21 protein-coding genes, 2 tRNA genes and 1 pseudogene are annotated in these 23,705 nt (G+C 56.3%); 4 read left to right on the top strand and 20 right to left on the bottom strand.

Features of this window, described 5'->3' with window-relative positions; translation table 11 throughout:
* Window positions 1–13 precede the first annotated feature (13 nt).
* The 14 genes and pseudogenes from KWO_RS08860 to uvrB form a co-directional block, all read right to left on the bottom strand.
* The gene (locus KWO_RS08860; RefSeq protein ID WP_010375800.1) at window positions 14–841 is read right to left on the bottom strand and encodes a hypothetical protein; all 828 of its coding nucleotides are present in this window, start codon (window positions 839–841) and stop codon (window positions 14–16) included.
* Window positions 834–3,286, bottom strand: a pseudogene (locus KWO_RS08855) (VirB4 family type IV secretion/conjugal transfer ATPase). Before KWO_RS08855 ends, KWO_RS08860 begins: the two are co-directional and overlap by 8 nt.
* A 101-nt stretch (window positions 3,287–3,387) precedes the next feature.
* A complete protein-coding gene (locus KWO_RS08850) occupies window positions 3,388–3,699 on the bottom strand; it encodes a VirB3 family type IV secretion system protein (protein ID WP_010375802.1) in 312 nt (103 codons plus the stop codon).
* Window positions 3,692–4,102, bottom strand: coding sequence for a TrbC/VirB2 family protein (locus tag KWO_RS08845; protein WP_010375805.1), 411 nt, complete (start codon window positions 4,100–4,102; stop codon window positions 3,692–3,694). Before KWO_RS08845 ends, KWO_RS08850 begins: the two co-directional genes overlap by 8 nt.
* A 57-nt stretch (window positions 4,103–4,159) precedes the next feature.
* On the bottom strand, window positions 4,160–4,990 hold the full coding sequence (locus tag KWO_RS08840; RefSeq protein WP_043096298.1) for a lytic transglycosylase domain-containing protein: 831 nt from the start codon (window positions 4,988–4,990) through the stop codon (window positions 4,160–4,162).
* A 60-nt stretch (window positions 4,991–5,050) separates the two neighbouring features.
* A complete protein-coding gene (virB11, locus tag KWO_RS08835) occupies window positions 5,051–6,100 on the bottom strand; it encodes a P-type DNA transfer ATPase VirB11 (RefSeq protein WP_010371315.1) in 1,050 nt (349 codons plus the stop codon).
* A gap of 5 nt (window positions 6,101–6,105) precedes the next feature.
* Complete coding sequence (locus KWO_RS08830; RefSeq protein ID WP_010375812.1) at window positions 6,106–7,275, bottom strand: TrbI/VirB10 family protein; 1,170 nt, start codon at window positions 7,273–7,275, stop codon at window positions 6,106–6,108.
* Window positions 7,272–8,039 (bottom strand): TrbG/VirB9 family P-type conjugative transfer protein, encoded by a 768-nt coding sequence (locus KWO_RS08825; RefSeq protein ID WP_010371311.1) that lies wholly within the window; start codon window positions 8,037–8,039, stop codon window positions 7,272–7,274. Before KWO_RS08825 ends, KWO_RS08830 begins: the two co-directional genes overlap by 4 nt.
* Window positions 8,036–9,067, bottom strand: a complete 1,032-nt coding sequence (locus KWO_RS08820) for a VirB8 family type IV secretion system protein (RefSeq protein WP_010375814.1) — start codon at window positions 9,065–9,067, stop codon at window positions 8,036–8,038. The genes KWO_RS08825 and KWO_RS08820 overlap by 4 nt, the downstream gene beginning before the upstream one ends.
* Before the next feature lie 125 nt (window positions 9,068–9,192).
* Window positions 9,193–9,603: a TcpQ domain-containing protein gene (locus KWO_RS08815; RefSeq protein ID WP_010371304.1), complete on the bottom strand. Its 411-nt coding sequence runs from the start codon at window positions 9,601–9,603 to the stop codon at window positions 9,193–9,195.
* A 332-nt stretch (window positions 9,604–9,935) separates the two neighbouring features.
* Window positions 9,936–11,609, bottom strand: coding sequence for a type IV secretory system conjugative DNA transfer family protein (locus tag KWO_RS08810; RefSeq protein WP_010375817.1), 1,674 nt, complete (start codon window positions 11,607–11,609; stop codon window positions 9,936–9,938).
* Window positions 11,610–11,645: 36 nt separating this feature from the next.
* Window positions 11,646–11,888: a hypothetical protein gene (locus tag KWO_RS08805; RefSeq protein ID WP_010375820.1), complete on the bottom strand. Its 243-nt coding sequence runs from the start codon at window positions 11,886–11,888 to the stop codon at window positions 11,646–11,648.
* 725 nt (window positions 11,889–12,613) lie between these two features.
* Window positions 12,614–12,688 (bottom strand) — tRNA-Val (locus KWO_RS08800).
* Between the two features lie 94 nt (window positions 12,689–12,782).
* On the bottom strand, window positions 12,783–14,804 hold the full coding sequence (gene uvrB / locus KWO_RS08795) for an excinuclease ABC subunit UvrB (protein ID WP_010375823.1): 2,022 nt from the start codon (window positions 14,802–14,804) through the stop codon (window positions 12,783–12,785).
* A 149-nt stretch (window positions 14,805–14,953) separates the two neighbouring features.
* Between uvrB and KWO_RS08790 the strand changes: the two genes are divergently transcribed.
* Together KWO_RS08790 and KWO_RS08785 are read left to right on the top strand one after the other, a co-directional pair.
* A complete protein-coding gene (locus tag KWO_RS08790) occupies window positions 14,954–15,487 on the top strand; it encodes a GspH/FimT family pseudopilin (RefSeq protein ID WP_082320266.1) in 534 nt (177 codons plus the stop codon).
* Window positions 15,488–15,545: 58 nt separating this feature from the next.
* A tRNA-Asn gene (locus KWO_RS08785) sits at window positions 15,546–15,622 on the top strand.
* Between the two features lie 157 nt (window positions 15,623–15,779).
* Here the strand turns inward: KWO_RS08785 and KWO_RS08780 are convergent.
* From KWO_RS08780 to KWO_RS08755, 6 genes are read right to left on the bottom strand one after another with little or no spacing between them, the layout of a single operon-like run.
* Window positions 15,780–16,205, bottom strand: coding sequence for a type IV pilin protein (locus tag KWO_RS08780; RefSeq protein WP_010375828.1), 426 nt, complete (start codon window positions 16,203–16,205; stop codon window positions 15,780–15,782).
* Window positions 16,206–16,207: 2 nt separating this feature from the next.
* On the bottom strand, window positions 16,208–19,948 hold the full coding sequence (locus KWO_RS08775) for a pilus assembly protein (protein WP_227479802.1): 3,741 nt from the start codon (window positions 19,946–19,948) through the stop codon (window positions 16,208–16,210).
* Between the two features lie 8 nt (window positions 19,949–19,956).
* Window positions 19,957–20,469: a pilus assembly PilX family protein gene (locus tag KWO_RS08770; protein ID WP_010375832.1), complete on the bottom strand. Its 513-nt coding sequence runs from the start codon at window positions 20,467–20,469 to the stop codon at window positions 19,957–19,959.
* On the bottom strand, window positions 20,466–21,479 hold the full coding sequence (locus KWO_RS08765; protein WP_227479803.1) for a PilW family protein: 1,014 nt from the start codon (window positions 21,477–21,479) through the stop codon (window positions 20,466–20,468). The genes KWO_RS08770 and KWO_RS08765 overlap by 4 nt, the downstream gene beginning before the upstream one ends.
* Window positions 21,476–21,910 (bottom strand): type IV pilus modification protein PilV, encoded by a 435-nt coding sequence (pilV, locus tag KWO_RS08760; protein WP_017112417.1) that lies wholly within the window; start codon window positions 21,908–21,910, stop codon window positions 21,476–21,478. Before pilV ends, KWO_RS08765 begins: the two co-directional genes overlap by 4 nt.
* Window positions 21,911–21,917: 7 nt before the next feature.
* Entirely contained in the window at window positions 21,918–22,508 is a 591-nt protein-coding gene (locus tag KWO_RS08755; RefSeq protein WP_162832868.1) for a GspH/FimT family pseudopilin, read from the bottom strand.
* A 127-nt stretch (window positions 22,509–22,635) separates the two neighbouring features.
* On the opposite strand from KWO_RS08755, the gene KWO_RS22955 reads away from it, so the two are divergent.
* Both KWO_RS22955 and KWO_RS22950 read left to right on the top strand, forming a co-directional pair.
* A complete protein-coding gene (locus KWO_RS22955) occupies window positions 22,636–23,115 on the top strand; it encodes a hypothetical protein (RefSeq protein ID WP_017114891.1) in 480 nt (159 codons plus the stop codon).
* Window positions 23,116–23,139: 24 nt separating this feature from the next.
* A complete protein-coding gene (locus tag KWO_RS22950; protein ID WP_017113538.1) occupies window positions 23,140–23,691 on the top strand; it encodes a sensor histidine kinase in 552 nt (183 codons plus the stop codon).
* Window positions 23,692–23,705: the final 14 nt, after the last annotated feature.

The following is a 23,705-nucleotide window of genomic DNA, read 5'->3' as shown; positions in this document are numbered from 1 at the left end:
TAAACCAGCTCCATCAGTCTTTGTCGATCTCTAATCTTTCCATACCGGCTGGCGTGTCTGATTTAATGGCTTTGAACGCACCTTTCATCACCGCCCCGGCGACAAGCGTCTTACCGATGCTCAACAGATCAGCGGGAATCCAAGATGGCAACCACGATCCGCTTCCATCTCCCTTCGGCGGCTCCTTCCCCGCCATCGCGGCTTTCGCAGCGCCGGTTTGCAGTTCGGTCAAGGCCGCTAGGCGCTTTTCGTAGGCAAACATTGCCGACTCCATCTGCTGGCGATCGATATCCATCATCGCCTTCAGCGCCAGAAGCTTATTGGTGTTGCTTTCCAGCTCGCCAATCTTCTGGTCGCCGATCTTCTTGCGCTCTTCCTCGATCGTGCGCAGACGCTCCAGGCGCTTGGTGGTGATCTCGTACATCGCTACCATGTAGTTGAACTGGGAATTGCGCGTGCGTTGGATCAGCTCACAGGATTCCCTCTGCGAATCGGAGACAGGTGTTCCAGACGTGGACGCCGAACAGGCGGCCACACCCTCATCATCTGCCACCTTCTTCAAGGTCTCTTTGGGCTTCTCGACCTCCTTGCCGCTGGATTCCTTGCCCTCGCCCTTGCCCACCGTCTGATTGTTAAGGATTTTCTCGGTCGTTCCATTGAGCTTGTTGTCGATAACTTCCCATTGCGCACTGGCTGCTCCCGCCATGCTGAGCAGCACCAGTCCCATGAAGACTTGGGAAAAATGTCTGAACTTGGTTGCCATGGTGTTCTTCGCCTCCTGTGACACAAATGAAGATGGTGCGGTGTGAAACTGCTTCGCGTGCCTGGACTGACTATGCATCTTCGACCTCCTTGTCCTTGGCCGACTTGCGCTTGCCCGAGCCCTTGCGGTTGGCATAGAAATCGGCCAACCACTGCTCCGGCGTCAGTTGATCCACGGTGACACCAAGCTTGCCGGCCTTGTCTGCCAGAATTTGGTGCATGATTTCGATATTGTCGGTGGACGAGGAAATCACCGACAACGCATCATCCATGCCGCGCAGGTTGAGCTGGCACACCGCCGACGCATGCCCCTGCTTGACCATGAAACAACGCGAGCGTTCGTCCAGCGACACCACAACCTGGTATTCGGCGTCGGTGAGCTTGAGCCCTTCCATGTAATCGTCGCGGCTGGCATTCGGGTTGGCAGCAGGATCATGGTGGCCGTCTGCTCGATCAACGCGGCGGCAATGTCGCTGGCCAGCGCATCTTCCGGGCTCTGTGTGGCGAAAATGCCCAGGCCGTTTTGCTTACGGATGGTCTTCTGCTTGTTCTTGGCGAATTCCTTCAGGCCACCCTTGCCGTCCAGGATCTTCCAGAACTCGTCCATCACGTAGATCAGCGGGCGGCCGTCGATCAGCGCTTCCAGGCGATGTAGCAGGTAATTGATCACCGGCACGCGCACTTCGGCGTTGTCGATGACATCTGTATAGTCGAAACCGATGATGGACGCGCGCGTCAGGTCGATCGTGTCCACCGGATTGTCGAACACCCAACCGAGCGAATTGCCAGCGGTCCAGCGGCGCAGACGCGCATACAGGCCGTCATCGCCCATGTTGGGCAGACTCTTGCGGAAATTGCTCATGCTGCGCAGGTGCATCGGCGTGTCCAGCATGCCTTCCACCGCGCGATAGATATCTTCTTCCTCACGTGCGCTGTATTCGGCTTTGCCGCCAAGCACCTTGATCAACTCGGACAGAAACTGCGTATTGGCTTCATTGCGCTCGCACTGGAAGGGATTGAAGCCGGTGGGTGAACCATTTTCCAGCGCCAGGTAGTTGCCGCCGCACGCGCGCACAAAGATCTCCGCGCCGCGGTCCTTGTCGAAAAAGAAGATGGTCGGAATCGGGTCGAACTTCTGCACCTGACTTAACAAGAAGTTGATCAGCGCTGTCTTACCGGTACCCGACTTACCGATCACCATCGTGTTGCCGATGGCCTTCTCTCCCAGAGAGTTTTCCGACGGGTGCGTCGCATGGAAATTGAAGTAGTACGGTTGCCCATTGGTTGTCTGCAGGGTGGTGACGCACTCACCCCACGGATTATTGTGCTGCTTGCCCTGGGCAAAATTGTGCAGCGGCGACAAGCCGAGGAAATTGAGCGAGCTCAGGTTGGCAATGCGCGTGCGGAAGCGCCAGTTGCCAGGCAGCTGCGAATAAAACGATGAGGCGATCGCAAGATCTTCCTTGGCCGAGACGAAGCCGGCATTGGACAACTCGGCGCGGGTAGTCGCGATCTGCCTAGCCAGCTTCTCCTGGCTCTCGGCATAGACCGCCAACGTGAAATGGTATTCGCCAAGCACGAAGTTTCCCGAGGCAACATCGTCCATCGCGACATCGAGATCACGGATCTGGGTCGACGACTTGTCCCCAGAGGAAATCATCATCCCCTTGGTGCGTTCGAGCACCTTCAGCGCATCGTGTCGGCCAACCGGGCTAAACGAATGCGTCATGACGTATTCGAAGTCCAGATACTTCAGGCCATTGAGAATGCCCGGATAGGTTCCATCTGCATATTCCTTGATATTCAAGATGGCGCCGAAGTAATTGATTCCGTCTGGAGTACGAATGACGAAATCGCCAGTCTTGTTGGCGAACATATGCTTACTGACGGGCAAATACGCGGGCACTGGCGCCGGCAGAACCGGCACTGGCTCATCGATTCGGTTCAACAGGTAGCCCAAAAACTCCAAGGTCTCGGAGAAAACCACGCCGTTCTTTGCCTCGTACATACCGAGACGGTACGGCGCATAATCCTTGAGCACGGCTTCGACATTGGTAGCCAGTTCGACAACTTTTGCGACAGCCTGTTCTTCCTCGGCGCGAATCTTGTCCGGGTTGGCGGATTTCTCCACCAAGCGACGCCCCGTAACTACCGGCCTATAAATCATGCTGAAATACAGCTCGTTCTGCATGATCTTTTGCGATGAAAGCGCTCTGTAATATTCGTCAGACAGATTTTGATTGAATGCCTGCTTGAAACGCCCGCCTGCACCGATTCTGCGCCGACGCCGCACATCGTGGACCCAGAATGCAACGTTGGCGAAATCCGGGGCGCGCAGGGTCTGCAGGAGACGATTAAACGTGTTATGCCGCTGTTCGAGCTCGAACTCGTCTCGCCCCACGAACGGCAAGCCGCCCAGATGCCAGATCAACAGGTAGTCGCCGGCGGTCGTCTTGACGACGGACGGGGCAACATGCGTCGAGATGGAAACAAACTCGCTGATCGGACTGTCTGGGCTGAACATGGTCTTACCAAATTTAGAGAGGAAGCATCACACCAAGCGACCATCGCAAACACCAACCCCACGCGGGTTGCATGCGTGGGGTTGGTAAAACGGCTACGTGTTCATCGCGATTTTCCCGGGGGATTCTTGCGATATTCATTCGGGCTGAAGACCCACATTCCCGAATAACGCTGAAGGTTTCGCGCACGCATTCGGAACAGCCAACGTAATCCCAGCAACCTGAAGATCATCTCATCACGCTTTGCCATCTGCTGCATGGCAAAGATGATGACCGGGATGGTCAACAGGTACCAAAGATTGATGTACATCCCCAACAGCAAGCCACAGCCCGCACCAATGAAGAAGGGAATGTAAGGCACCCCCAAAAACATCGCGGGGCGGGTGCATCCGCGGAAGAGTACGTCTTTATGCATAGTATTGAGCGATCTGCATTAGCGAACCGGTGATCGTTGAGCAATCACCGGAAGTCGAACTTTTATTCTGCAGGATCATGTTGGCGATCTGACCAGCAGCACCAATGAGAACGCCACCGATGAGAATGGGCGAAACCTCGGAAATGCGCTTGTGTGCGAAAGCGATCTGGTAGCCAGCCACAATGACCGCGATGGTGACCACTGCAATCGAGCCCATGTTCAACAGCTTGGTCACATTGTTCAAAAAGCCACACACACGGGTGTCGGTATCTGCCAGACCGTTGCCGTCTGCGGATGCACCGCCGGCCACCATCAGCAACGAAATGAATACCAGTGCCTTAACTGCCTGTGTGCCAATCATTTTGGCATCGGCGATCGTTTTGTTGTCGATTTCAAACTTCATGTCTAACTCCTTGGGAACAGAGGGGGTCCAGCAGCCATATCCTTGGCAATTTCCATCCTAAAAAACGAATGCGCTATCTACTTGCGGAACTGTTTGTGGTGCTCGCTGCATAGAAACGGGTGCAGATTGCTCGATCGGCGTCGAAGCCTGAGGCGCAGAGGCTGGTACTGCCACACCACGCCCCTGCCCCGTTGCTTTCACCACATACAACTCATTTTCGGCTGAATGAGGTGCATTAACCGCAGGCGCGACCCGGCTCGGTAAGGAATACGCTGTTGCAGGCTGGGATAGCATAGGCCCCGGCGGTGAAGCCGCTGTGTGGCCCGCCCCGGAAAAATCCTGAATGCGCCTAGACACGATCGCGTCTGCCAATTCGGCTGCAGCCTGTCGCAGGGGACTCGCGCGCTTCAGTTGCACCTCGCGGGTTGGCACGACCGCGATGGGCTCGGCTGCGGAAGACGCTACCGACTGACGAATGGAGGCATAAATTTTCTGCACGTAGCCATGCTTGAAGCCGGTTTCAAAATTTCCAGAGTAGTAGCAGCTAAACGACTTCCCCCAGTTGGCACCAGAACGCGAATGGCATTCAGCCAAAATCTTTGAGGCGGCGACCAAGTTAGGGCATTTGTCGAATGCCATCTCATAGGTAGCCAGACCGTACTTCTGCAGGTTGTACCGATTGACCTGACCTAGACCAAGCGAGAAGTTGTACCCCTTCTGTTCCAACATCTTCGCCGTGGCGACTGCCTCAGCCAGACCGCGCGGCTCACGTACCAGGCGTCCACCAACGACACCAATCGCGTAGGGATTACGCGACGATTCGACACGGACAACGTGCTGCATTACCTCGCCGGGGACGGCCAGTCCAGTGCATCCCATTAGTTCCATGCCAGGCAACATCTCAGTACTCCTTCTAAACCAGATCAAACTCAACTACAACGTCAACCCCTAACCGCCGCGCAGCGTGCGCAGCGGATCGAAATCGATGCCCGTGATGAAGCGCCGTCCAGCGTGCGCCTTGATGTGAACCACAACGTCAATGGTCATTCTGAGCAAGCGCTTGATCACTTCGAACTCCAGTCCGGAGCCCTCATTCGAGGCCTTCACCATCAATGCAAGCTGGTCCCACGTCTGCTCGACGCTTCCAGCGTGACAACTGGTAATTGAGCCTGGATGGCCAGATGCGCAGTTACGAATAAAGTAAAACGACTCATCGCCGCGCAACTCGGCAAGAATTATACGGTCCGGCTTCATACGCAGGCAGGCTTCCATGCAACTCTTGGCCGTCACGTTGCTGGCGCTTTGCCCCCCCTTGGAATAGAGCAAGTGCACGGAGTTCGGCTGACTGATGAAGAGCTCTCGGGCGTCCTCAATGGTCACCAAGCGCTCTTCGCTCGGAATGTGATTGACGAGCGCCTTCATGAAGGTCGTCTTGCCGCTACCCGTCGCCCCAGCAACAACGACGTTTTTCTTGTAAAGCACGCACCTCTTGAAGAACTCTGCGTAATCGCGCTTGCGGCGCAGCTCCAGCAGTTCTTGGTCGTGATCGCTGACATCTGCCGATTGCTCAAGCACTTCGTCGAAGAAACCGTCGTGCTTGTATTGCTCCAGCGACTTGGTGTGCTTGGAAGGAAGCCGGATGGTGATGGACACCTTGCCCGCATCACAGGCCGGCGGCATCACAAACTGGGCGCGTTGCCCGGTCGGAAACGTCAGCGACACGACAGGGTCAGCATCGGTAATGCGTTGCCCGGTGTTGCTCTCATTGACGACCGCCGTACAGAACTGCCGAGCACGGTCGTACGTGAGGGATGGCACGTCGACTCGCTGCCATCCATGGATCGTTTCCAGGTACAACTCACCAGGACGATTGATGCAAATTTCGGTCACGTCAGGCGAATTAAGATAGTCCAGGATTCCCAGCACGGAGTACTGGTAGTCCAGAAAGTCATTCGAAATACGCGCTGTCGGGGAGTCATCGATCGTCATGGCAACCATTTCATTCACTTCGGCAGGACAGCCGAGAAATCGACGTCCTTGGCAACATAAACGTTCAGCACCGTTCCTTGGTTGATCGTCAGGGTTGCAGGACGACGCCCTGATTTTTCAACCGCCTGCTCCGCAAGCTGCTGCATGCTACGTGCAGTATTACTCTCGAACGGCTGCTGGGTAACGATGCCGGAGCCAACGCCGATTGTTGTGGTCTCGGGGCCATATTCCGCCGCTGCATATTTGAATGCGTCGCTCAGCAAACTAATGAACAAGGCTGAAGCAATCTTGTTACCCCAATGCGCGTTGTAATTCCCCGGATGACCGGAGCTGCCGAGCGTATCGATGCCGGGCCCCATGAGCGTGACATCCAAACCTGTAGGCGTAGTGACGCGGTCCCAGACGACTTGTAGACGATGAGAGGTCGGCTCACCGGCACTGTACTGCCCCAGCATCTTGGACCCCTTCGGAAGAAGCAGGTTGTGTCCATTGATGGAGTAGACGGGCTCGGTGACGATGCACGAGGTGTAACCGCCAAAATCGGAGATGATGCGCGTCTCCAGGATGCAGCGAATATAGGTACCGCGTACCAGTAGACCGTCCGGGTTGCTGATCGGCTTGGCCAGCGTGACCGGACCATCTTCCTGAGCAGGTGCAGGCTGCGCACCCAGCTGACCGGGAACGCCGCCGTTGTTTGCAGCAGACTCAGCAAGGATTCGACGCTCCAGCAGCGTTGGCCCACGCTGGCGTTCCGGTGCGGAACTAACCTCATCGCTATTGTCGGTCGGCATCGGTGGCAGTGGCGGCAGACTGGGCTGCTGAGCTAACGGAACCGGTGCTTCTTCGACTGGCGCAGTCATGCTCTGCGGCAACGCAGGTGCAACTACCGTCTCGGTACGCGGCTTCGGGGGCGCAGAATCTTCCCCGCTTTGCGTCGCAAGCCAGAAGATGGCAAGAATCAAGAGGGCCGCAATAGCCGCAAGAAACACTAGCGCCTTACGATTAAGTCGCTTGATGTCGCTCGATCTTAAGACCGGCTCATTGGCATCCAAGTCCGGCTCGGCGCCAGCCTGCTGACGCGTGAAGTACGGATTGTTGCGCTCGTTATAGTCGCCGTTGCGCTGCTCATCCCCGCCATGGTTCTGGGAGCGCTCATCAGGACTGTTTGGAATATTCGAATTCACTTTTGCTTGTTCCTTCGCAGACCGACGACGTTATCGCCATGACGAACCACCAGGAAAGGATAGGTTCCGTGCACGATCAGAGTATTTCCCTCTACCGTCGTATTAACGAGAAAATCTTCGGCATGTTCTTTCTCGCGAGCGAAAACCGCAGGAAAGTTCCCTGTCGGAAAACGCGTCAAATCCATATTAATGTAAGTGAATTTGCCATCGTCATAGACACGACTTGGAATCAACCAGGACTTCTTGGTGCGTGTTGCATAGTCGTAATCGTAGTAGTAGCGGCGATCCTTCAGGATCTTGGCATTCAGTAACGGGCCGTTCTTCGAGGTATCCGCATCCTCGACGTTATTGAAGCTTGTGTCCTTCGGGTAGGTAAACACAACCTTGTATTGAACGCCCGCCTGCTTTGCCTGCTCCAGACGCTGCCAATCCGTTGCCACCACCTTGAGCTCAAGAATGTAAGAATGCGTCGCTGTACGAATCATCATGTTCGTATCGACATCGACATTTTTAGGCTTGAGATAAAAAACATTCTCTCGCCGCGTGAGCTCCCACCCACCAGTGAAACCGGTGCTGTAATCCAGAATTTTTTCGTTCGGACTCAGCTCCACCTGAGTGGTAATACCAAGACCTGTGCGCACCTGATAGATACGGTCGGGTGCATATTCATATTCCTGAACCACTTGAGCGGCTGCTGACAAAGCGCACAGCGCAAGCGGTAGCGCTGACAACAACGCAACCCTATATCGGTTAAAAAGTTTCATCGACCACTTGCTCCATTGACATTCTTGGGCGTCCCTTGGGGGTGCATTGCAGGCTGCGCTTGCAGCTGACCGGCCGACTGCATTTGATCAGGAAATGCTGGCTGCGCCTGTTGCTGCGGCACCCCACCTTGCTGCTGCATACCTTGTTGCATCGGAACGCCCGCTTGAGGTGCAATGCCCGCACCTGCTGCGCTTGGATCGGCCATCCCAGTCATCGGCTGCTGCATGGCCTGCTGCGGCACTGCTGCCTGAGGCTGGGCGTTGATGACCGCACCAGCCGCTGGAGCGACGGGCAGCGCCGAGTAGTCATTATCTACGCGGTAATCAGTGACGCGAAAACCTAGAGGGTTTTCCACCCTCAAGCTATCGCTCATCTCAAGATTATCCTGATAAACAAAGCCCATCGTGGCGATCTTGTTATCCAGTAGCGTGGAAACCGTGGAATTCTTGTCATAAACGGTTCGCTGGAAGCGCACGGTTGCCCCGGTATATGCTTTCCCATTACCGCCAATCAAGGTAATGCTCAAAATATTAACGCGAATCGCACGGAGTTTGCCGTACGTATTCAGCGGCCTCGACGGGTTATTGGCAGAATGCAACGCACGATATTCGCCCACGACGTTTGTCGACCCCATTGCCGAGACCGTGTTCCAATCGCGCTGACCAATGATGGAAAGGTCAAACGACTCACGCGCGATAATGAAACGCGCAATATTGCTGCGCGCCAGCGCTTCGCTGGTGCTGATTGTCCGGCCACCGAAATTGGGCTCAAGCTTGGCTATGGTGCTAGTACCGGAATACGCGTCCGCCATGACCAGATACGGCACCTTCTCCTTCAGCGGCAGCATGTAGTAGTAGCCGCCCGCCGTCAGGACGGTGACCAGCATCGACAGGGTCGCCACGATCCAGGCACGCTTTTCACTGCGGCGCGCGAGGTCGGCAATGCTGACCTCGTAATTTACCGCCTTTTGAATGGCCGCACCCACTTGGGCGGAACCGTCCTTTTCACTGACCTTCTTACGCAACATGTCTTGATCCGTCACCGTGGGGCCTTGTCAGGCCTGAAACTATCGCCGCAACGTGTCGCGGGGAATTGAGAAGGCAGAAAGGCCAAAGATCCATGCCTAAACAGCATGGATCAAAAGGCAGTCCTTTAAAGCTTTGCGCCAGACGATACCGGCACCGGCTGGACCAACAACTTGTTGGCAGAAACCGACACTGAAACTCCTTGGGCTGCGTACACGACGCTCAACTCGGTGGCAGCCTGCTGGACGCTGGTCGTGCTGATTGCAGAAACCGGCCCGATCAAGGTGTAGTCCGACGGCAAGTTATAGGACAGCTGCATGTTGGAATCCGCGGCCCAGCGTTCCAGCATGGTCTTCAGCGTGCCGTCCATCGGGGTGGCCTGATACGTGTACGAGGTATAGAGCGGGATCTCGGTTGGTGCCTCGTCAAAATGGTTGACGTGCTTCCAACGACCACCAAAGTCAGGAGCAGGCTTGGTCGCGCAAGCGCCTACCAATACCGCAGCTATTAGCACCAACGACAGCTTGGACACATACATCGGATTCACTCTGACTTCTCCAACTCATGAAATTCTGGGCTTACACCGGACAGCATTAGGCCTCCGCGCACCATCAGGCACCGGAGGAAAATTGTTTTTGTTGATGACCCACTCGCAGTCACGCAAGCCGCTGAGTCACCCCAGTGGGCAATGCCTGCTGCTGAAGAAAAAGAAGACGCTGACACACCATCCATAGCTCTACTCCAGTACGGCCCCGTCCAGCGCCGCTTCCCTGTACAAATCCATCTACCCTGATTCTTGATAACTTTGCCCTTAACAAGCAGATACGTCAAGAATTACGCCCCCAGTCCGCACACCAAATGTGACTTGAATCACAATTTGATCGTAAGCGTTTTCACTTCAGTCTTCGGCAACACGCGGGCAGTGAAGTAGCGGTCTTCGTAGTAGCGGATCTTGTCGCACTTCACAGGGTGCGGGATCCCCTCGTACAAGAACACTTCCTTCTCGTTGCCCATGGCCTTGAGCTCCTGCGGCAACATCAGCGCCCGACGCTCCTCTGACACGCTGTGCGTGGTCTCTCGCCCTCGGGTGATATTCTTCTTTTTGATAGTGGTATAGCCCAGCATCTCGGAGTAGTCGTTGGCATCCTGCTGCTCGCGTGGTGCATAGAGGATCTGCAGGGCGTGGTTGGTGATGATGGTGCGCGACAGGTCCTTGCCGTAGGTAGCGTCCAGCTGCGCCATGCTCTGAATAATGGGCAGCAGGCGGATGTTGTAGCCAGCCATATAGGCTACCGCGGTTGCGATGATGTCCACCTTGCCGATCGAGGTGAATTCGTCCATCAGCAACAGGCACTGGTATTTGAGCTCGGGGTTGGACTTGGGCAGTTCGCGGGTGTTGAGGTTGATGATCTGACTGAAGAGCAGATTGATGATCAGGCGACTTTCGGCCAGCTTGTTCGGCTGGATGCCGATGTAGATGGTCATCTTTTTCTTGCGAAGATCCGTGAGCAGGAAGTCGTCCGCACTGGTGGCGGCGTCCAACACCGGATTGATCCATGCATTGAGCGGCTCTTTCAACGTGCCCATGATCGAGGCGAAGGTCTCATCCGCCTGGGACAGCAGGTTAGCAAAGGCCGACTTGGCATTGCTGCTAAGGAACCGTCGCTCGGACAGCGACTTCAGATATTTCTTGAGCTCGGTACCGTCGCCCGAGGACAGGCGATAAATCCCGCCCAGCGTCGGCGCCCCGGCTCCACCAGGGAAGCCAAGCGACAGCTCCTCGTCCCAGTTTTCAAACAGATACAGAGCAAACGCCATGAACGCGTTGCGTGCCTGGCTCACCCAGAATTTCTGGTCGTCCGACCCATCCGGATACAGCATCGCCGCAATGCTCATCAGATCCGAAACGCGGAACGCGGGGTCGTTCGACACATAGGTCAGCGGATTCCAGCGATGGGTGCGACGGTCTTCGGCAAACGGGTTAAACAGGAAGACCTCGTGGCCCTGGCTGGCACGCCACCCACTGGTCAGGTCGAAGTTCTCCTGCTTGATGTCCAGGACGACGACCGACTCTTGATACTCCAGCAGGTTAGGAATGACGACGCCAACACCCTTACCCGAACGGGTTGGCGCAGCAAGAATCACGAATTGCTGGCCACTCAGTCGCACCAGCTTGCCGTTGAACTTGCCGACGACAATGCTATTTCCGCTGGGCTTGAACAGCCCATGCTTGGAGAGGTCGGCGGCGCCGGCAAAGCGCGCGTCGCCGTGCAGGGCGCGCGCCTTCGGCTTCACAACGAGCACGACAGTAATCGCCCAGACCAATGCCGGCAGGCCGAATCCAAGCATGCCTGCAATCTTGATCTTGGTCGCGTAAGGCGCAACCTGGGACAACCCAAGCGCGCTGAAATAGCGGTAGTAGGTGTCCCACGCGTACAGGCCGGTGTCGAGCCGCAACAACAGCAGCGTCAGAAAACCGGACAGGAAGTATCCAACGAGCACCGCCACCAGCGTGGCGATTGCGATGATCTTGGGTTTGGACATGCGCCCTTCTCCTTAGGCTTGCATCACGATGGCGGTCTAGCGACGGACGACGGGCTTATGGTCGACAAAATCGGACGTGCGCCCGCCACTCTCGCTTTCCACTAGCGAATCGATCCAGACCTTGGCCTGATCCAGAGACAGGTCCGGTGTGATTCGCGTGCCCGCATTGGTCACAACAGCGTATGCCACGATTGCGTCGGGCGCATACACCTCATCGCGCGTAATGGCCACGACGCGATACCCTCCCCTGGTCAGCACGGTGTGCTGATATTCGTCCATCGCCAGCCTTCCTTTCCGTCAGCGCGGTGGCGATGCTAAAGCAAGACGTGTGACGGTGAAAGCGGTTTCGGCGGAGTGGGCTGCGGTGGGCCGCGCTGGCTCGTAGAACAGCCGCACTGAGAGCTTATTTTGCATCCCCCAGGCACTTTTGGCGCGCCTTCGAAGACACGCGTGGGCTGCGGGAAACGTGGACCTTTGTGTGGGAGGCAGCGCCACTGCCTGGTAGCTGCATGAATCCGGTACGAAGTACCCCCGTCGCACATACAGCACGGATCAGTCATGGCGCTTGACTGGCATCCCATGGCCATCGATCAAACACCTTTGCAAGAGACGGAGAAGAGACCAGAGACGGCAGTTCATCCATCCGATGCATGGGTATGGCCCCGCTAGCATGCCGTATCAGCCGCGACCGGTTTTTCTGAAAATATGCCGGAGCACAATCAAGATCGTTGGTCATCCCCGATCACCCGAGCGGGGGCGCTCAAGCCGCGGCAAGCCAAACTCCATGCTCGAGCGCCACTTCGCGCAGCACCACTAGTCAATACGCTGCCCGCAGCGCAATGAAGCATACGTAAGCGTAGCAAGCTGGGAATTGGAGTGGAGAAACGTGATCTAACGGATGCCAAAGCTGCAACAGCTTCTGCGTGGGGTCATTTTGGGGTCAGTGGCAAACGTCGCTGCCGATGTTGAAACCACTCAAGACCTTGTGCCATCTGGACTTGGAGTGGTGGGCGGTACAGGGTTCGAACCTGTGACCCCTACCATGTCAAGGTAGTGCTCTACCGCTGAGCTAACCGCCCGAATCCTGCGACAGCATTGCGCTGTGCAGGGCGCGCATTCTAGCGCAGGGATTCATGGACCACAAGCCCTCCACGCACTCGGATACCCCCTGCCCTAGCCCAGGCTTGCCGCTTTCAGCTTCTGAATCTGGTCGCGAATTTGAGCTGCGGCCTCGAACTCCAGATCCTTTGCATGCTGATACATCTTCTGCTCCAGGCTCTTGAGCTTGCCGGCGATTTCCGCGGGCTTCATGGCGCGATAATCGGGTGTCTCTTCGGCAACCTGGCGCGACTTCGAACGTCCCTTGCCCGACTTCTTCTCGACTGCATCTTCGCGCGCACCTTCCATGATGTCGGAGATCGGCCGCTCGACGGACTTCGGTGTGATGCCATGCTCCAGGTTGTACTCGACCTGCTTCTCGCGGCGACGATCGGTCTCGTCGATTGCCGCCTGCATCGAACGCGTCATCTTGTCGGCATACAGAATGGCCTTGCCGCGCAGATTACGCGCGGCACGGCCGATGGTCTGGATTAGCGAACCGGTCGACCGCAGGAAGCCTTCCTTGTCGGCATCCAGGATCGCCACCAGTGAAACTTCCGGCATGTCCAAGCCTTCGCGCAGCAGATTGATGCCGACCAGAACATCGAACTTGCCCAAGCGCAGATCGCGAATGATTTCCACGCGCTCAACGGTGTCGATATCCGAGTGCAGATAGCGCACCCGAATGCCGTGCTCGCCCAGGTACTCGGTGAGGTTCTCGGACATGCGCTTGGTCAGCGTGGTCACCAATACGCGGTCGCCGAGCTTGATGCGTTCGTGAATCTCGGACATGAGGTCGTCGACCTGCGTGCCGACCGGGCGGATCTCCACTACCGGGTCGATCAAGCCAGTCGGGCGTACCACTAACTCTGTGACCTCGCCTGCCGACTCGCGCAACTCGTAAGGACCGGGCGTCGCCGAGACATAGATGCTACGCGGCGAACGCGCTTCCCACTCCTCGAAGCGCAAAGGCCGGTTATCCAGTGCAGACGGTAAGCGGAAGCCGAACTCCACCAGCGTTTCCTTGCGCGAGCGGTCGCCCTTGTACATCGCGCCGATCTGCGGAATGGTCACATGCGATTCGTCGATGACCAGAAGCGCGTCCGGCGGCAGGTAGTCGAACAAGGTCGGCGGCGGCTCGCCGGGCGCCTTGCCTGTGAGATGCCGCGAGTAGTTTTCGATGCCGTTGCAGAAACCCACTTCGGCCATCATTTCCAGATCGAATTGCGTGCGCTGCGCCAGACGCTGCGCCTCGACCAACTTGTTCTGCGAGTAGAGCTGTTCCAGGCGCTCTTTCAACTCTTCTTTAATGGTATCCACTGCACTCAGGGTGCGCTCGCGCGTTGTGGCGTAATGCGTTTTCGGGTACACGGTGTAGCGCTGCAGCTTGCGCAAGGTCTCGCCGGTCAACGGATCGAACAGCGTCAATTGTTCGATATCGCCATCAAACAACTCGATGCGCAGGGCCTCGGTATCCGACTCGGCCGGAAACACATCCAGCACCTCGCCGCGCACGCGAAAGGCGCCACGCGTGAGTTCGAATTCGTTGCGGGTGTACTGCAGATCGGTGAGATGGCGGATCAGCTGGCGCTGATCGATGTGCTCACCAACCGACAGGATCAAGCGCAGCGAAAGATAGTCTTCCGGCGCGCCGAGACCATAGATTGCCGACACCGTTGCCACCACCAGCGAATCGCGCCGCGACAGCAAGGTCTTCGTCGCCGACAAGCGCATCTGCTCGATGTGTTCGTTGATCGAACTGTCCTTCTCGATGAAGGTGTCCGACGACGGCACGTAAGCCTCCGGCTGGTAGTAGTCGTAGTAGCTGACGAAGTACTCCACCGCGTTGTGCGGAAAAAACGACTTGAACTCGCCATACAACTGCGCTGCTAGCGTCTTGTTCGGCGCCATCACCAGGGTCGGCTTCTGCACATGCTGGACCACATTGGAAATCGTGTAGGTCTTGCCCGAACCGGTCACACCCAGCAGCGTCTGTTTGGCCAGCCCAGCCTCGAAGTTGGCAACCAACTTGTCGATGGCGGCAGGCTGGTCGCCCGCTGGCGAGTATGGAGATACGAGCTGAAAACGGTCGGTCATGGAGCGGCACCTTCAAACGACCAATGAGTATAGCGACGAGGGATGACGGCGATGTTTGTAGTATTCCTACCCCTCGATCAGGGGTGGACTGATCCCATCGCAACGGCCGTCTACTGATCCTGGAACGATCCTGGATTAGGAGCTACACCATGCGCCGGAGATGCAGCCAAGCTGGGTTCAGCCTGATCGAAAGCATGCTTGCCGGAGCGGTTCTCGCCGTTGTGGCAGCGATCGCTTTGCCGTCTCTTACCGAACTCCACCAACGCCATCAGGCGCGTGCTGCCGTTGCCGAACTCACCGCGCATCTTGCCTTAACCAGGTCGACCTCGATCGCACGGGGCAGCGTCGTTGCTATGTGCCCAAGCTCAGACACAGAGAGTTGCATGGCCAGCCACGACTGGAGCCGCGGATGGTTGGTCTATGCAGACCCTGATGGAAATCGTCAACCAGATCACGCAAGCGACATTCTCGCATCGGTCGCCCCACAGGCAGGCTCGACGCTCAGCATCCGCACCACCCTTGGCCGCGCACAGATGCGATACGCTCCTCTGGGCACCACACAAGGGACCAACGCTACCTTCAACATCTGCCGCGGTCGCTACCTGGACACGCAGTTGATTGTTAGCATGGCTGGTCGGCCGCGTGTGCAGCGGCCACTTTCCGCGCATCCCTGCCCTTCGTGAGGAGTTGCATTGAAGGGGGTTGCGCGTGAGGCGTCGCCTCCCTATAATTTGGCTCCCCGCCCGAATAGCTCAGCCGGTTAGAGCACTTGACTGTTAATCAGGGGGTCGTTGGTTCGAGTCCAACTTCGGGCGCCAAATAAAAAAAGACCTCTTCAGAGGTCTTTTTTTTGATCTTTAGCAGGGCAGCTACCAGCGAGCGTGAGTGAAGGCAATGTGTGCTTCGCACTGCAACCTCATAGCCTAAAGGCAGCCCTACTAAGTGGACTGCCATCAACGGCCACGACTCACACCGTCAAAAACATTGTGACGCGCCATCTGTTCCAGATGCAGTACGCACGCCTTTTTGATCGATTGACAGCGTTCCGCATTTCGGATCGTTCTGCTTCGAGGTTGGCGTCGCAGTCAGCGTAAAACTCGTGACTGCGGGAGTTCCCGAAGAAAGCGTATAGAAGTTAGAAATATCACTACTGCACGACCCCATGCTTCCACCCACGTAAGTCATTTTGGTCGTGTAGTAGCGCTCCATCGTCTGCGCCCCCTCTTGAAGACAAGCGGCTGCAGCCGAACGACGGGATTTAATGACAGACGACTGATAATTGGTCAAAGCGATAGCACTGAGAATACCGACAATCGCAACTGCGATCATCAGCTCCATCAGGCTGAAACCAGACAAATACCGCGAACCTACCTGAGCTTTCGAGCGAGCAATTCTGTACATGATTAGTTCCTGATGATCTCGCGCCACGACACGCGTCCGGCGTTGCGGTTATCTGCAATGTTAAGGCCGCCCAGGCTTCCGCCGGACCCACCGACCACGATCTTGCCACGCAAGATATTGGCCAGCGTTGGCATGCCTACACCCAGGTTAACTGAGCCTACGGGTACGCCACCCACTGTTTCGTCCTTGAAATTGCCATCACCATTGAGATCAAAGAAGGGACCGGTACTACTCGTGCCTGTAAATGCATCCAGCGCATTGATATAGCCAGTTCCATCTGCCTGACATGCACTTGCAGTTGGAATGATGCTACTCACCACCAACGTTTTGTTGAGCAGTTGCGCTTCCGTGACGATACGCTCGCCCTCCAGTGTGGAGGAGCCACCAGTCGTTGCAGCCGGTTTCGCCAGATCGATGTACCACCCCTTCGAATTCGCGGGTAACACAGAGCTAGCCTCGAATCCTCGCACCGGGAATCCGTTCCGCGTGCCCGTCACCTTAATAGAGCGAGTCGTTAAGGCGCTGCGCGCCAAACTGGCGTTACTAGTGGATGTACTCCCATCGATAATTCCATACAGGCTTTGTCCACTCTTGTCAGTCATATCACCTGTGGTCATGAACCGACCGGTGCCGAAGAATAACCAGATGTCGTATGTATTGGGATTCAGTGCAACCGTCATAGTTGCGGAGATCGGCTGCGCGGTGCTCGCCGTACCGGCTGGGTAGGAAGCGGTGAACAACGGCTTACCGGTATTGGCGACACCCCAACTGGTCACAGCAGCAGCTGACAGATCGAACTTCCAGACATTTCCAAGCATATCGCCCGCGTACACGTAATCCACAGTGCCACTCGCATCGGTATCCCAGCCTGTCGCACCGGAGAGCCCATTTGGAGCACTTGACGATCCAGCACCGGTGCTGATTTGCTTGATAAGCGCCCCGGTATCCAAGTCGTAGATCAGCAGCACTGCTTGATCGTTGGCGCTATTGATGCCGTTCGCAACAACCAGCGCAGTCGTACCATTATTAAGTTTTGCGATAAATGGGCGCGCTTGCACGAGACCGATGTTACCCGCATCAAGATCGGAGGTCGCCCCATAGCGTTCCCACTTCACATTGCTCGCAGAAAAGCCGGCTGGGGTAGTGACGTCCAACGCATAAATGCCTTTACCTCCCTTGCCTAGCGCACCAACTAATACCGTCTTGTTAGGTGTCTGCGCACGCGTGGATAGAACAACCGGGCCATCCACGAAATAACGGTGACTATAGGCTGGAGCGCTCAAGCTAGCCAGATCCGAGAAATTAATTCCAGATGGAACATATGCGAACTGCTCCGCACCGGTGGTCGCGTCGAAAGCGTGCAGCATGCCGTCGTTCGCACCGACATAAACAGTATTGGTATCGCTTGAATATGCAGGCGAAGAGCTGACAATGTCACCAAGCAGCGAAGTGCGGTTGCGCAGCGTGCCGCCGTTTACAATCTCCTTGCTGCGATCACCGGCGAGATAAGCCGCGTTGTCGGCACCAGAGACAGCCGGGCTCGTCGTGCGCTCCAGAGAAAGTGTCTGACTCGTTGTTGGAAATGCCGCGCCGGCCACACCGCTCCAGGTAAAAATCCTTCGGTTGTTCGTCCTTATTCCCTCTGACGCATTCCAGCTCGCCGTGGACGACACATTTTGATTAACAACCGGATAGGCCTTGATTTCACCGGTCCAGATACCCGACAGGTAACTGGCCATAAACACTATCGTACCGCCGTCAAGGCTGGTTGACGTCGCAGATACATTCGAAAACGACCCTGTCCGTTGGGTAATTGTCGACAGCGCTGCGGTGAGCCCCAGCTTGAACGCATTTGGGTCGGCGGCAGACAGAAAGGTACCGCGTCCGTTAACCGAGGCGTGCCACAAATCGTCCAAGCGGGCCAGGATATCGTTCCCACCCGTGTAACCAGTATTAGGATCGGGCCAGCTCTTGGTACCAGCGGTCAGGCCCGGCAGATCCGTGCTCGGATTTAGCACACCACGTGCACCAATTGCGATGGCGAACGTGACCATATGCTGCCAAAAAGCGGGGTCCGCGTTTGTCGTCGGTACAATGTTGTCGAGATCTGTACGTAAGTCAGTCTTCCAGTACTGCATGGCCACGTCGGCCAATGTATTGGAATAAGTATCCGAATAAGGCGCGCTCGTTGTGTAGCCATATGGCGCCGGCAAGCCATTCGGACCGCTGTAGGTCACACCATCTGTTCCGTCCTGATTACCGGGCCTTGCGCTGGTAGTCCCGTTCCAGTAGCCGTCAGTCGTCATGATCGCGAAGTTCTGACGACATGCATATTGGTCATTGCCGGCTTCCGGGCCATAGGGACCGGTCGCAGTTGAACTTTGAAAATATCTCCCTGTACCGTCCAATGCATCGAGCAATGGAGTTCCATTGAATCCTGATGCATTGTAAAGACGGCCATACCAATTCGTCCGTGCACTTGTCGCAGCGGCTCCACCAGAGGCCGCGCGGTCCACGAATAAACCCTGATTACCGTCATTCACGGGAATATCAAGATTGTTGCGCGACCAGATGGTTCTGAAGCCGACACGAACATTGGCGCCCAGATCGCTAAATGCCTGCCCTGCACCGGCCTTTGCAGCTTTGATACGCGTACGATGATAGGAAAACCATGTCGCGTAGTTGACTGCCTCGGCAGCTGCAGTTCTCCCCGTCGGCGTCACCGCCGTGCAGTTAATCCAGGTACTTGTCGCAGCCGTGCTCGTATCGCAACGATTATCGCGATAGATAGATGCGTTGAGAGAATAGTTTGCGGCGCCGTTAACCGCACCGCGCGAAACCTGCACGGTATATGTAGCATTTGAAGACGGCGTCACATTACACGACCCAGATCGGGTCGCCGTCACAGTTTGAGAGCAATCATTCGTAACATTTGCAGCATTCTTGACCGTCAGGGTCACTGCAGCATTGGACTGGGCTGAAACAGTGAGCACTCCATTTGCAGGCACGCTAACAGTGTATGTATCAACCTGATTTCTCGAAACAGAATCAGAGACTGGAAACCCAGGCGGTGTGGAGTTATTGCCAACAACCCCATACTCGCTACGGGTAACCGTGTTAGCGCCCGTTATCTGATAACGATAGTAGTTGCTTGCATTCGACAGGTAGTTGGACGAAGTATTTCCGCTATTTTTCGGAGCATAAAATGTCTGCACTCCACCGCACACGGTAACGTTTGCGCCCGTGTTTTTGTCGTTTCCATTTTGATCAAACTTTGCGCAACTTGCGGAATTGGCGAGATCGATGAAAGTACCGCTAGCTTTATTGAAATCACCGTAGACCGCGTTGTATGTCGTTCCTCCCGTCATCAACACTCCCGCCGCTGTCAACCATGGCTGATAGTTCGTTGCGGGGTTGTAAAAAACAGTGTTACCAACATACGTATTTTCCGTAATATCTAGCGCATCGTCGGTACTGCAGGCGCCCCCATCAGTAGCACGTCGACAGATCGTTGGAAAATCCGGATTGGCAAGATCCCCGAAGGACATCGAACCTGAATCATCCAGAATGAACATGATGTTTGGCGGCACGCGACTGGCTGTAGTCAACGGGTCGGTGGGCAGGGTGATTCCCGCATTCGCAGGCAGCGACAGCAACGTCGCCAGCATGGAAAACATTGGCACGCGAAGCGCCTTGCGCATCGCATCAAGACGCCGACGGAACGGACTTTTTGGAATGTTCATGGTCAGCCTTACTGCTTGATGTAGTTAGTCTGGAGCAGGACCTGCGAGCGCCCTGTCCCCTCACTCACAGCGGTGATGCGATACCTGGGAGCCAAGCACAATGCGGGTATCGGAGAGATGCGGTCGCATGCCGGCCACGTGGGTGCATCTCCCATATATTCGATGATGTATTGCGGGGCTGCCGTGGAATCTACGGTCAGAGACGCGGTACGCCAACCGGCGCGGCTAGATGCCAACCAGCGATCAGCATCGCTTGCGACCGGCGTTGCGCAAATGCCGTCATTACAACCGCTACCAGGTATGGTCAAGGTGGCAGCGGCTTTGATGCGATCCTCCGCCTCTCGGACAGCGCCCTCTGCGGCCTGGAAGCTTCTGCCGCGATCAACCAGGTTCGATGCCATCCGTTCCTCGAGAACGGTGCTGCGCAGCACTGCCAAGCCCAAAAGGGTCATTATCAGCAAAAGCAACAGCACAACAATGAGCGAGACGCCGTCCTGCCGCCGGTGGTCAAGAGTCTTCATGCATTGCGATTCCGAAGAGCGATCACATGGCTGAGGGTGCGCCTAATTGGTTCACCGGCAGGCCCGACACGGGTTGTATCCAGCATTTCAAGGCGCACGCTTACCGCAACGACAGAAGACCAATCTGAGACGGCGGTGGCGTCCACGTAAGACGCCGCATCCTTCACCAGATATTGCAATTGCATGTCGTTGACGCCCTCCAATACCTCGTCGTTACGCTGCGCCAATGCGCCACCGGAATACACCATCTGAGACTGATACAAGGATCTTGTGCCGCTTGCATTGTTTCCGATAAACCAACGCGCAGCATGTAAGTTAGCGACAACAGAGCCCGGCGCGACGAACGCGAATTGCGAGCCGCCACACACCGGCATTGCCAACCCCGTCGAACAGTTCCCGGGCGAGACACCTGAGACCGCATGCGTGATCGTAGAGCCTGAGACAGCACTAACCTGGAAAATAGCCGACTGCCGCGCATTGCACGCGACTGCGACATCGCCGACATTGATACCGGCAGCTGCTGCGGTCATGTTAAGAGTAAAGGTTGCTGCACTAGTGTTATCCGATGAAATCGTCGCCACTTCATAACCAGAGCCCAAAATCTGCAGCGCGTCGGTCCCCGCCACTCGCGCTCCCGTCGCGGTCCCATTGGCTGGCGATCCAGACGGGAAAGCACCTTCTACGCCGGTGATACCAGCGTTCCATGTGTCGATGTTGGTGTACCAATTACTTGCTTTGGTTTTGAGAACATTCGCAACTGGAACAGTATTTACACAGGGATTACCTGATGCTTCGCGTACATCGCGCGCCATCAGCTCAAATGCCGTGCGTACATTCTCCTGGACGCGCCCCAAGCCTTCGGTAGCGCTATAGGTACGCCGATTGGCCAGGAAGATACCGATCGCAGCACCGACCACCAGCAGTCCCAAAACCAATGCAATCATCAGTTCGATCAGCGTCACGCCGCGCATGCGTGATCGGGATGGACGTGCACGCTTCATCAGGTTCATAGACGGGTCTTGATAGAAAATTGCTGAGTTGCGCTACCGTCCTTGGCGCGGCTGTCATCCCAGCTCACCACGGCTTCGCAGGCGGTTGCACTACAGGTGATCTTGCCGCACGCAGTGGAGTTGATTGATGCCTTCAACCCTTGCAACCAATTGCTGACGTCGTTGGACACCAGATTGGAACCGGTCGGCGCAGTACAGGACGTCTGGTTGTAACCGCCTGACGTCGCCATTGCCAGATTTGCGCGCATCGAATCGAATATCGTGTATGCCTGAATTACAGCCTGGCTACGCTCCAGCGAGCTCTGGCTATTGCGTAAGGCTGTCGCCTGCATTGCAGCGATACCCAGCATGCCCACGCCCAAGATCACGACTGAAATCAATACCTCGATCAAACCGATACCAGACATGGACTTACGCTTGATAGTCTTCATTGCATCCCTATATCGTAGTCGGCGTATTTGCAGGGGCGCCGCATGTCACGTCGCTTGCACCAGTACGGACGGCTGCACGGCTACCGCTGACGATTACCACCACACGCACGTTCTCCGGCGGTTTGTTCGTGGTAAGGCAGGAACTGACCGAAGCGACAAGCAGCGCACCAGTCGAGTCACGTGCAAGACCATCGGCATGGAATTCGATGGCGTTGCCGTTGCTGACAATTGCTGGGCTGGCCTGGATGAGTAGCGGTACTTTCGCAGTACCCACTCGCAACACTTCGCTGGTGGACTTGATCATTACGATCCACTGGTTCCAGGAGCCGCTACCGCAGGTGGAAGCGTTGCTACTCGGGCAGATCAAGACTGTCTGGTTGCGCTGCACGGCTTCGGACCGGGCTAGCTGTATGGACGCTAGCACCTCGTTGGCCGACGCGGTGAGACGGCTACTATTGATCAATCCGGTGAAGCTCGGGATGGCGATTGCCGCCACGATTGCAAGGACGGCCACGGTGACCATCAATTCAACCAGGCTAAAGCCAAGGCAACAAGCCAGACGCACCCTGCCCCGCAGGTTGCATTGCAACGCCTGCATGGTTCTTCCTCTTAACATTCCCCAACACAAAGCTAGCGGCTGGCCGCTAGACGTGCAATCGATGACCGATAGGCGGCAAGCCTAAGGGTGCGAACGGAGCCTCATGGCGCTTCGGAATCCAGGCATCATGGCTGCATCGGTTCTCGGAAAAATCGCCTCAATGCCAAATCACTCGCATGTAGCGCAGCCACTGGACACCCTGCGCCAAGCGCCGGTGATTGTTTGGACGTTGCTTGCCGGAGAAGGAGTCGCTGCCGTCCTTGCGCTCGCACCGGCCCTAGATGGGAATCGATGGGTTTATTTCGGCCTTGCTTCGTTAACAATCCAGTGGGTCGCATTATTGACCTTGACGTGTCTGTATGGGCTGCGCAGACACGTAGCGAATCTCAAGCCTTTGCAGGTGGCGACGCTCTCTTTGGCACTGATGCTAGCCTGTACCTGGGCGGTCTGCGGCGCGACCTGGGCAGCACTTCACGAGACCTGGAATATGCGTCCCCGCGAATGGGGATTGACCTTTTTGCGTACCACCGGAATTGCCTTGACGGTGGGAATACTCGGCGTACTGGCATTCCATAACCACTGGCAAGCACGGCGGCTGGCGTTGTAAGCGAAACAGGCGCAACTAGACGCATTGCGCGCGCGCATCCGCCCCCATTTTCTTTTTAATACACTCAACACTGGTGCTGCTCTCATCCATGTTCATCCCGAACAGGCAGAGCGGCTCCTGCTGGATCTGTCGGATTTATTCAGAGCCGCCATGAGCAACTCCGACCATATCAGCCTTAGCGAAGAACTCGCATTGGCAAGGCGGTATCTGGAAATAGAGGAAATGCGCCTGGGACGACGACTTAGCATCGATTGGCAAATTCCTGCAGCGCTTCCCGATGTTCAAATCCCCACCCTATCCATACAGCCCCTGGTTGAAAACGCCGTCTTTCATGGCATCGAGCCGAGCATCGACGGCGGGTGCGTATCACTCAAAGTCACCCTGGAAGGCGAGCGGGTCAAGATCGAGATCACCAACCCGCTGCCATCGTCGCAGGAGAACACTCGCCGCGGCCATCAACTAGGTCTCGCGGCGGTCGAGGCGAGGCTAGAAACGTTCGGCAGCGGCCACGCATTTCTGACAACTCAGCGCGCCGAGGGAACCTTTATTAGCACTCTAGATCTACCAGCAACCTGACCCAAATAGGAACA

Origin of the sequence: Xanthomonas vasicola pv. musacearum NCPPB 4379, from assembly GCF_000277895.2 — a bacterium.
GTDB classification, from domain to species: Bacteria; Pseudomonadota; Gammaproteobacteria; order Xanthomonadales; family Xanthomonadaceae; genus Xanthomonas; species Xanthomonas vasicola.
This window is presented reverse-complemented; position numbering and strand designations above follow the sequence as displayed.

Coding starts and splice junctions, on each gene's coding strand:
- KWO_RS08860 (WP_010375800.1), bottom strand. CDS start 841: ATGCATAGTCAGTCCAGGCACGCGAAGCAGTTTCACACCGCACCATCT.
- KWO_RS08850 (WP_010375802.1), bottom strand. CDS start 3,699: ATGCATAAAGACGTACTCTTCCGCGGATGCACCCGCCCCGCGATGTTT.
- KWO_RS08845 (WP_010375805.1), bottom strand. CDS start 4,102: ATGAAGTTTGAAATCGACAACAAAACGATCGCCGATGCCAAAATGATT.
- KWO_RS08840 (WP_043096298.1), bottom strand. CDS start 4,990: ATGGAACTAATGGGATGCACTGGACTGGCCGTCCCCGGCGAGGTAATG.
- virB11 (WP_010371315.1), bottom strand. CDS start 6,100: ATGGTTGCCATGACGATCGATGACTCCCCGACAGCGCGTATTTCGAAT.
- KWO_RS08825 (WP_010371311.1), bottom strand. CDS start 8,039: ATGAAACTTTTTAACCGATATAGGGTTGCGTTGTTGTCAGCGCTACCG.
- KWO_RS08820 (WP_010375814.1), bottom strand. CDS start 9,067: ATGTTGCGTAAGAAGGTCAGTGAAAAGGACGGTTCCGCCCAAGTGGGT.
- KWO_RS08815 (WP_010371304.1), bottom strand. CDS start 9,603: ATGTATGTGTCCAAGCTGTCGTTGGTGCTAATAGCTGCGGTATTGGTA.
- KWO_RS08810 (WP_010375817.1), bottom strand. CDS start 11,609: ATGTCCAAACCCAAGATCATCGCAATCGCCACGCTGGTGGCGGTGCTC.
- KWO_RS08805 (WP_010375820.1), bottom strand. CDS start 11,888: ATGGACGAATATCAGCACACCGTGCTGACCAGGGGAGGGTATCGCGTC.
- uvrB (WP_010375823.1), bottom strand. CDS start 14,804: ATGACCGACCGTTTTCAGCTCGTATCTCCATACTCGCCAGCGGGCGAC.
- KWO_RS08790 (WP_082320266.1), top strand. CDS start 14,954: ATGCGCCGGAGATGCAGCCAAGCTGGGTTCAGCCTGATCGAAAGCATG.
- KWO_RS08780 (WP_010375828.1), bottom strand. CDS start 16,205: ATGTACAGAATTGCTCGCTCGAAAGCTCAGGTAGGTTCGCGGTATTTG.
- KWO_RS08775 (WP_227479802.1), bottom strand. CDS start 19,948: ATGAACATTCCAAAAAGTCCGTTCCGTCGGCGTCTTGATGCGATGCGC.
- KWO_RS08770 (WP_010375832.1), bottom strand. CDS start 20,469: ATGAAGACTCTTGACCACCGGCGGCAGGACGGCGTCTCGCTCATTGTT.
- KWO_RS08765 (WP_227479803.1), bottom strand. CDS start 21,479: ATGAACCTGATGAAGCGTGCACGTCCATCCCGATCACGCATGCGCGGC.
- pilV (WP_017112417.1), bottom strand. CDS start 21,910: ATGAAGACTATCAAGCGTAAGTCCATGTCTGGTATCGGTTTGATCGAG.
- KWO_RS08755 (WP_162832868.1), bottom strand. CDS start 22,508: ATGCAGGCGTTGCAATGCAACCTGCGGGGCAGGGTGCGTCTGGCTTGT.
- KWO_RS22955 (WP_017114891.1), top strand. CDS start 22,636: ATGGCTGCATCGGTTCTCGGAAAAATCGCCTCAATGCCAAATCACTCG.